The 7707-nt window shown below is 54.3% G+C and carries 7 protein-coding genes; all 7 read left to right on the forward strand.

Annotation, left to right across the window (positions count from 1 at the left end; all coding sequences use genetic code 11):
- Positions 1–865 (forward strand): tRNA modification GTPase (locus ACR0P9_RS05065; RefSeq protein ID WP_432617932.1); only part of this gene is annotated, 865 nt, incomplete at its 5' end.
- 626 nt (positions 866–1491) lie between these two features.
- The gene (gene mnmG, locus ACR0P9_RS05070; protein ID WP_432617934.1) at positions 1492–3378 is read left to right on the forward strand and encodes a tRNA uridine-5-carboxymethylaminomethyl(34) synthesis enzyme MnmG; all 1887 of its coding nucleotides are present in this window, start codon (positions 1492–1494) and stop codon (positions 3376–3378) included.
- A complete protein-coding gene (gene rsmG, locus ACR0P9_RS05075) occupies positions 3371–4072 on the forward strand; it encodes a 16S rRNA (guanine(527)-N(7))-methyltransferase RsmG (protein WP_432617936.1) in 702 nt (233 codons plus the stop codon). The genes mnmG and rsmG overlap by 8 nt, the downstream gene beginning before the upstream one ends.
- A gap of 185 nt (positions 4073–4257) precedes the next feature.
- A complete protein-coding gene (locus ACR0P9_RS05080) occupies positions 4258–5019 on the forward strand; it encodes a ParA family protein (protein WP_432617938.1) in 762 nt (253 codons plus the stop codon).
- 14 nt (positions 5020–5033) lie between these two features.
- Positions 5034–5933, forward strand: coding sequence for a ParB/RepB/Spo0J family partition protein (locus tag ACR0P9_RS05085; protein ID WP_432617940.1), 900 nt, complete (start codon positions 5034–5036; stop codon positions 5931–5933).
- 12 nt (positions 5934–5945) lie between these two features.
- Positions 5946–6494 (forward strand): hypothetical protein, encoded by a 549-nt coding sequence (locus ACR0P9_RS05090; protein WP_432617942.1) that lies wholly within the window; start codon positions 5946–5948, stop codon positions 6492–6494.
- Positions 6495–6562: 68 nt separating this feature from the next.
- On the forward strand, positions 6563–7707 hold a 1145-nt coding region (gene serS, locus ACR0P9_RS05095), incomplete at its 3' end, for a serine--tRNA ligase (RefSeq protein ID WP_432617944.1).

Here is a 7707-nt window from a genome sequence, read left to right on the forward strand (position 1 = left end):
TGATTTGGTGGCGGAATTTTTGGCGGTCGTCGATTATCCGGATGAAGAAATCGACTCGCATCTGTTTGACAGTGCGTGCGAGATTCTGCATCGGGCGACCAGCGAACTGTACGATATGGCGGAGACCTACGAGCGCGGACGTATTCTGCGCGAGGGCATCCCGTGTGCCATTCTTGGCAGACCGAATGCCGGTAAGTCTTCCCTGCTCAATGCGCTGGCGGGCGTAGACCGCGCCATCGTCACGAGCATTCCGGGCACAACGCGCGATGTCATTGAAGAGACCATCCGTATCGGCGCAGTCGTTCTGCGGCTGTATGATACCGCGGGCTTGCGCGATACACAGGATCCGGTGGAAAAGATGGGCATTGACCGCGCGATGAAGCAGGCACAGGCATCGTCCTTGATTTTGGCTGTGTTTGACTCCAGCGACCACATTTCCGATGACGATTTGATGGTTATCGCGCGCACACACGGCAAACGGACCATCGCCGTGCTCAATAAGAGCGATTTGCCGTCGGAGCTGGATGTCCAGAACATCAACCGGCATTTTGAATACGTCGTGTCTGTCAGTGCGAAAACCGGCGAGGGATTGCAGGAGCTGTATGACCTGATCCCGAAGGTGGTTGGCATGGACGGCATGAGCTTTGACGGAAGCACGATTACCAACGCACGGCAGGCTGCCGCCCTGGTACGGGCAGCAGAGCGCTGTGAAGAGGCATTTGTTGCCGCACAGCTCGGCATGACACCGGATGCAATCGTCATGGACGCAGAGGGCGCGATTGCGGCTCTCGGCGAAATTACCGGACAGACCGTCCGGGATGACATTGTTTCCACCATCTTTTCAAAGTTCTGCGTGGGAAAATAAAGTGGAATGGCTGCCATTCCGGATGGAGAAATCTGTCCGGAATGGCGTTTTTTCACGGTATTTTTCGACACAAGCGGCTTGACTTGTACGGCGCGTTAATAAGTTTTGCACATTTTACACAGAGTTATCAACAGAACGAACCGCCCGGCGGCGGGGTCACTTGATAAAAGCGGCAAAAATCGCAGCGATTTTTTGGTGAATCTGTCCAGTGTTGTCCACAAAGTTATCCACAGTTGTGGATAACTAAGTTGCAGACTGTCTCTTACGCACCAGCTAAACTTGTCTCTCCCTCCGGGAGAGATGTCGCGGAGCGACAGAGAGGGCTTTTGGCTCCCTCGTTGAGGGAGCTGGATTCGCCGAAGGCGAAGACTGAGGGAGTTTTGCCGGATGAACAAGATACGCATCAGATTTACTCTAAAACGTATCTGTTCCCGTGCTGCTCCTTCCGTCACGGCTGACGCCGCGCCACCTTCCTCAGGGAGGAAGGCTTTCCCCCATCTTGACCCGCAAAGTATTCTATGCTATGCTAAAATATCTGGAAATATGCCATTTGATGCATACAAAAGATTTTATATAAATACAAATAGATAAAAATACTATATATTATACGGAAAGGAATGATATTCGTGCAATTTTTAGCTGGAACCGTGGATGTTGCGGTTATCGGTGCCGGTCATGCCGGTATTGAGGCGGCACTCGCCAGTGCGCGATTGGGTCTCAATACCGTTGTTTTTTCCATCAATTTGGATGCTGTCGGCAATATGCCGTGCAATCCGGCAATCGGCGGCACGGCCAAGGGACATTTGGTGCGAGAAATTGACGCGCTGGGCGGTGAAATGGGACGTGCAGCGGATGCGGCATGTATTCAGTATCGCCTGCTCAACCGCGGCAAGGGTCCTGCGGTGCATTCTCTGCGCGCGCAGGCGGACCGCGCTCAATACCGAGAGTATATGAAGCACGTGCTGGAAGAGCAGGAAAATCTCATGCTCAAGCAGGCGGAAATCGTAGACATTACCACGGAAAATGGAGCCGTTACTGGCGTGACCACGCGCACCGGCGCGCATTATGACGCAAAAGCCGTGATTATCGCGACCGGTACGTATTTACAGGGCAGAATTATCATCGGGGATATGTTCTATGACGGCGGTCCGGACGGCATGTTTGCCGCCATTGGCCTGACGGATTCTCTGCGCAAGATGGGCTTAAATCTCATGCGCTTTAAGACGGGTACCCCGCCGCGCGTCAATCGCCGCAGCATTGATTTCAGCGAATTGGAAGTGCAGGAGGGCGAAAAAGACTGTATTCCGTTCTCGTTTGAGACCGAGCACGCGCCGGAAAACCGTGCGGTGTGCCACCTGACTTACACCAATGCGACCACGCATGAGGTCATTCGCGACAATTTGAGCCGTTCTCCGCTGTATTCCGGCAAGGTAGAGGGCATTGGTCCGCGCTATTGCCCGTCCATTGAGGATAAAGTGGTGCGGTTTGCGGATAAGCCGCGTCACCAGCTGTTTATCGAGCCGATGGGACTTAATACCGAAGAAATGTACATTCAGGGCTTTTCCTCGTCCATGCCGGAGGATGTTCAGCTGGATATGCTGCACACCATCAAGGGCTTGGAACATGCAGAAGTGATGCGTCCGGCTTATGCCATTGAGTACGACTGTATTGACCCGCTGGAGCTGCTGCCGACGCTGGAGACCAAGAAGATTCGCGGTTTGTACGGTGCTGGTCAGTTTAACGGATCTTCCGGCTATGAAGAAGCCGGTGCGCAGGGCTTGGTTGCCGGTATCAATGCGGCACTCAAGCTCAAGGGCGAACCGCCGATGATTTTGGATCGCGCCGATGGCTATATCGGTACGCTGGTCGATGATCTCGTCACCTGCGGCACCAAGGAGCCGTACCGCATGATGACCTCGCGCAGTGAGTATCGACTGATTTTGCGGCAGGACAATGCCGATGAACGTCTTGTCGGCATCGGTGCCCGCGTGGGTCTGAATTCACAGGAACGGCTGGAACGCGTGCAGCGCAAGTATGCCGCTGTGCAGCAGGAGATCGACCGTGTCGAGCACGTCAATTTAGCGCCGTCAGACGTCTTACAAGAGTTCCTAAAACAGCACCACAGCACCCCACTCAAGTCCGGCTGCAAGCTGTCTGACCTCATCCGCAGACCGGAGCTGAAGTATGATGCGCTGGCACCGTTTGACCCGGATCGTCCGACGTTGTCCAAGGAGATTCGCGAGCAGGTAGAGATCCGCATCAAATATGAGGGCTATATCAAGCGGCAGCTGCGCGATGTTGAGCAGTTCCGCAAGCTGGAGAGCCGTCCGCTGCCTGCGGATTTGGATTATACACAGATTTCGTCGCTTCGTTTGGAGGCCAGACAGAAGCTGCAGCAGGTACATCCGCTTAATTTTGGTCAGGCATCGCGCATTTCCGGTGTCAGCCCGGCAGATATTACGGCTCTGATGATCGTCACAGAGATGATGGAAAAGGAGAAAAACAATGACTGAATTGCTTCAAAACGGCTTTTCTGCCATGAAACTATCGGTTTCTGACGCACAGATCGCCCAGCTGGAGGATTTTACCGCCCGAATGCTGGAGACCAATAAGGTCATGAATCTCACCCGCATTACCGATCCAAAGGAGATCGCGCAAAAGCATCTGCTCGATTGCGCATCCCTGCTTCAGATTGCTGATTTTTCCCAGAAATCTGTGGTTGACGTCGGCTGCGGCGCAGGTTTTCCGGGTATGCCGCTGCATATTCTGTGCCCGTCCTGCCAGTTGACCCTGCTCGATTCGCTGGGCAAGCGCATTCGGTTTTTACAGGGCTGCATTGACGAGATGCAGCTGTCTGACATCGAAGCAGTCCATGCTCGCGCCGAGGAATTCGCGGCAAAGCACCGTGAACAGTATGATTTTGCGGTCTCCCGCGCCGTGGCACAGCTCAATGTGCTGGCAGAGCTGTCGCTGCCGCTTGTCAAGCAGGGCGGTGCGTTTATCGCCATGAAGAGCAAAGATTCCGATGATGAGCTGGAGCACGCAAAAAAAGCGATTCGCTTGCTCGGCGGCGAGATCGAAACCGTGACTGACTACACCATTCCGGATACCGATATTACCCATCGTCTGGTAGTTATCCGCAAGAAACAGCACACGCCGAAGCAGTATCCGCGCCCGTTCCGCAAGATTTCCGCGTCTCCGCTGTGATTGTTTCACGTGAAACAAAGCAGCCGGATGTTCAACGCCATGTTTCACGTGAAACATGCCGAGAATCTCCGCGCGTTTCACGCAGAATTTACACACATAAAACGCGGTTTCCCTGTTGTTTCACGTGAAACAAAGTGGTATAATGAATACCGAAAAAGAAGTTATTCCGGAAAGGAAAATCACGTATGGGAAAAATTATTGCATTTGCAAACCAAAAGGGCGGCGTCGGAAAAACGACGACAGCCGTGAATCTTGCTGCTTCTTTGGCGGAGCAGGGGAAGAAAGTTCTCGTGTGCGATTTTGACCCGCAGGGCAATGCGACTTCCGGTTTTGGTATTGACCCGCGCTCTCTCAAGACCAGCGTCTATGAGCTGACCGTCTGTGATGCGCCGGTGGAAGATGGAATTATCAAGACCAAGTGGGTCGATGTGATCGGCGCGAATGTCAATTTAGCCGGTGCAGAGATCGACATGATTGAGATGGATCGCCGCGAGTATCGGCTCAAGATGGTACTCGATCAGGTGCGCGATGCGTATGATTATATCTTTATTGACTGCCCGCCGTCGCTGGGACTGCTGACGCTCAATTCTCTGTGCGCCGCCGATTCGTTTTTGGTGCCGCTCCAGTGCGAGTACTACGCGCTGGAAGGTCTGACGCAGCTGATGACAACGGTTCGCGCCGTGCAGCGCGGACTCAATGAAAACATCCGCATGGAGGGTGTGCTGCTGACCATGTTTGACGGCCGCACCAATCTGTCCATTCAGGTCGTGGAGGAAGTCAAGCGTCACTTTGGCAAGAAGGTCTTTGCGACGGTCGTGCCGCGCAATGTTCGTCTGTCTGAGGCACCGAGCCACGGCGAGCCGATTACCGCATATGACCGCTACTGCCGCGGCGCAGAGGCATATATGGCACTGGCACAGGAATTCCTCAGAAGAAATGAAGCGTGAGAGAGGAGAAACGTATGGCAAATAGAAGTCTGGGACGCGGTCTCTCCGCATTGTTTGGGGAAGAAAATTTGGATCCGGCTGTGCCGCCGACGAGCGCAGAACCGATTCGTCCGAAAAACGGATTCCGCAATTTGCCGCTCAGACGCATTGAGCCGAACCGCGCACAGCCGCGCCGTTCCTTCGATGAGAAGGCATTGCAGGAGCTGGAAAACAGCATCCGTACCCACGGCGTGCTCGCGCCGATTACGGTTCGACAGGGCGACAATGGATATTATCAGATCGTAGCAGGAGAACGCCGCTGGCGTGCTGCTCGCCGCGCCGGACTGGATACCATTCCGGCGATGGTCATTGATGCCGATGAGCAGACCATGATGGAGCTGGCACTCATCGAAAACTTGCAGCGCGAAGACCTCAATCCGATGGAGGAGGCCGAGGGCTATCGGGCACTGATGAATCAGTTCGGCATGAATCAAGAGACGGTTGCCGAGCGCGTCGGACGCTCCCGCTCCGCGGTGGCAAACTGTCTGCGTCTGCTGACGCTGGACGAAGATGTGCGCAAGCTCGTGGAAGAGGGCAGATTGTCCAGCGGTCATGCGCGCGCGGTTCTGTCCATTCAGGACGAGAGCAAGCGACTGACCGCAGCGATGAGCATGGTGCAGTCGGGCATGTCTGTGCGGCAGGCAGAGGCATACGTCAAGAAACTCAATCAGCCGGTGGAAAAGAAATCCGACATGGATGTACCGAAGGAATTCCAGCCGGATTACTATGCCGAGGTGGAACGCAAGCTGGAAGGCTCGCTGGGACGCCGCGTGCAGATTGACCATAAAAAGAAAAAAGGAAAGATCACACTGGAATATTACGGTGATGAAGATCTGGAACGGCTGGCAAATGCTCTGGCAGCTGTGACCCTTTGATGGAGGCTTGTCATGAGCGAAGAAAAAAACAAGAAATTGGAAGAGGACATCAAGATCTACGAAGAAGCGGTGTCCATTGACCGCAGCCGACAGAAAAGCCGCAAGGTCTTTGTGTTTTATATCATCGGCCTGTTTTGCGTGGCACTGGTGCTGATTTTGCTCAGCTATGTCATGCAGGCACACGCCAACCAGGAGTTGGAAGCGCTGGGCACCCAGCTGACCGAGCAGACGGACGCAGCCAACGGCGCGAGAGCGAAGGTTGACCAGCTGCAAGATTCTGTTGATAAGTTGCAGGCGGATCTCAAGACCGCACAGGAACAAAATGAGACGCTGACCAAGCAGTCTCAGGACGCGACCAAGAACGCAGAGGCGTTGGATCAGCTGTGGCAGCTGGAAAAGGCATATCAGGACAGGGAGAACGATACCGCGCGCGGCATCATCGAAAAGATGGACGCGGCGTATACGCGTGAGGCCTTGACGAATGAGACCACTGCACCGCTGACCGGCTCGGCGGCAAAGGAATATGCAGATATTTGTGATGCGTTGAACGCAGACGAATAATAAATTGAAATCACCATCCATATCGGGCTTCGCGCTCGAATAGGGGTGTAAGAAAGGAAACATGAATCGTGTTAGATGTAAAGTTTATCCGCGAGAATACTGAAAAGTGTAAGACTCGTCTGGCTATGCGTGGCAAGAGCTATGATGAGGAAATTGATACTGCCCTGGCTCTCGACCAGAAGCGCCGTGACATCATCGGCAAGGTAGAGGCAATGAAGGCAGAGCAGAACAAGGTATCCAAGTCCATCCCGCAGCTCAAGAAGGCTGGCGAGGATGTCTCCGCTGTTCTGGCACAGATGAAGGAACTGAGCCAGGAAGTTAAGGCACTGGACGCTGAGCAGGCGGAAGTAGAGCAGAAGCTGCATGACACCCTGCTGACCATCCCGAATGTACCGGCAGACAAGGTGCCGGAGGGTGCAGATGATACCTGCAATCCGGAACTGCGCCGTTGGAGCGAGCCGCGTGCGTTCGACTTCGAGCCGAAGGCACATTGGGACATCGGCAAGGATCTGGGCATTCTGGATCCGGATACCGCAGCAAAGGTAACCGGCAGCCGCTTCCATTTCTATAAGGGCATGGGTGCTCGTCTGGAGCGTGCGGTTATCAACTACTTCCTGAACACCCACACCGACAACGGCTATACCGAGATTCTGCCGCCGTTCATCGCAAACACCGCTTCTATGACCGGTACCGGTCAGCTGCCGAAGTTTGCAGAGGATATGTACCATCTGGAAAACACCGATCAGTACCTGATTCCGACCGCTGAGGTTCCGGTAACCAATATGTACCGCGACGACATCATTCCGGCTGAGCAGCTGCCGATTCGCTATGCAGCATACTCCGCTTGCTTCCGCGGCGAGGCTGGTGCAGCAGGCCGTGACGCTCGTGGTCTGATTCGTCAGCATCAGTTCAACAAGGTTGAACTGGTAAACTTCACAGCACCGGAAGATTCTTGGAACCAGCTGGAGAACCTGACGCATGAGGCTGAGGCTGTTCTGCAGGGTCTGGGTCTGCCGTATCGTGTCGTTATCCTGTGCACCGGTGATGTAGGCTTCAGCTCTGCGTGCACCTATGACATTGAGGTTTGGATGCCGTCTTACGGCCGTTATGTAGAGATTTCCTCTTGCTCCAACTTCTTGGATTATCAGGCACGCCGTGCAAACATCCGCTGCCGCAATGAGCAGGGCAAGCCGCAGTATGCGCACACCCTGAA

This window comes from Butyricicoccus sp. (assembly GCF_050872565.1).
Classification (GTDB): domain Bacteria; phylum Bacillota; class Clostridia; order Oscillospirales; family Butyricicoccaceae; genus Butyricicoccus_A.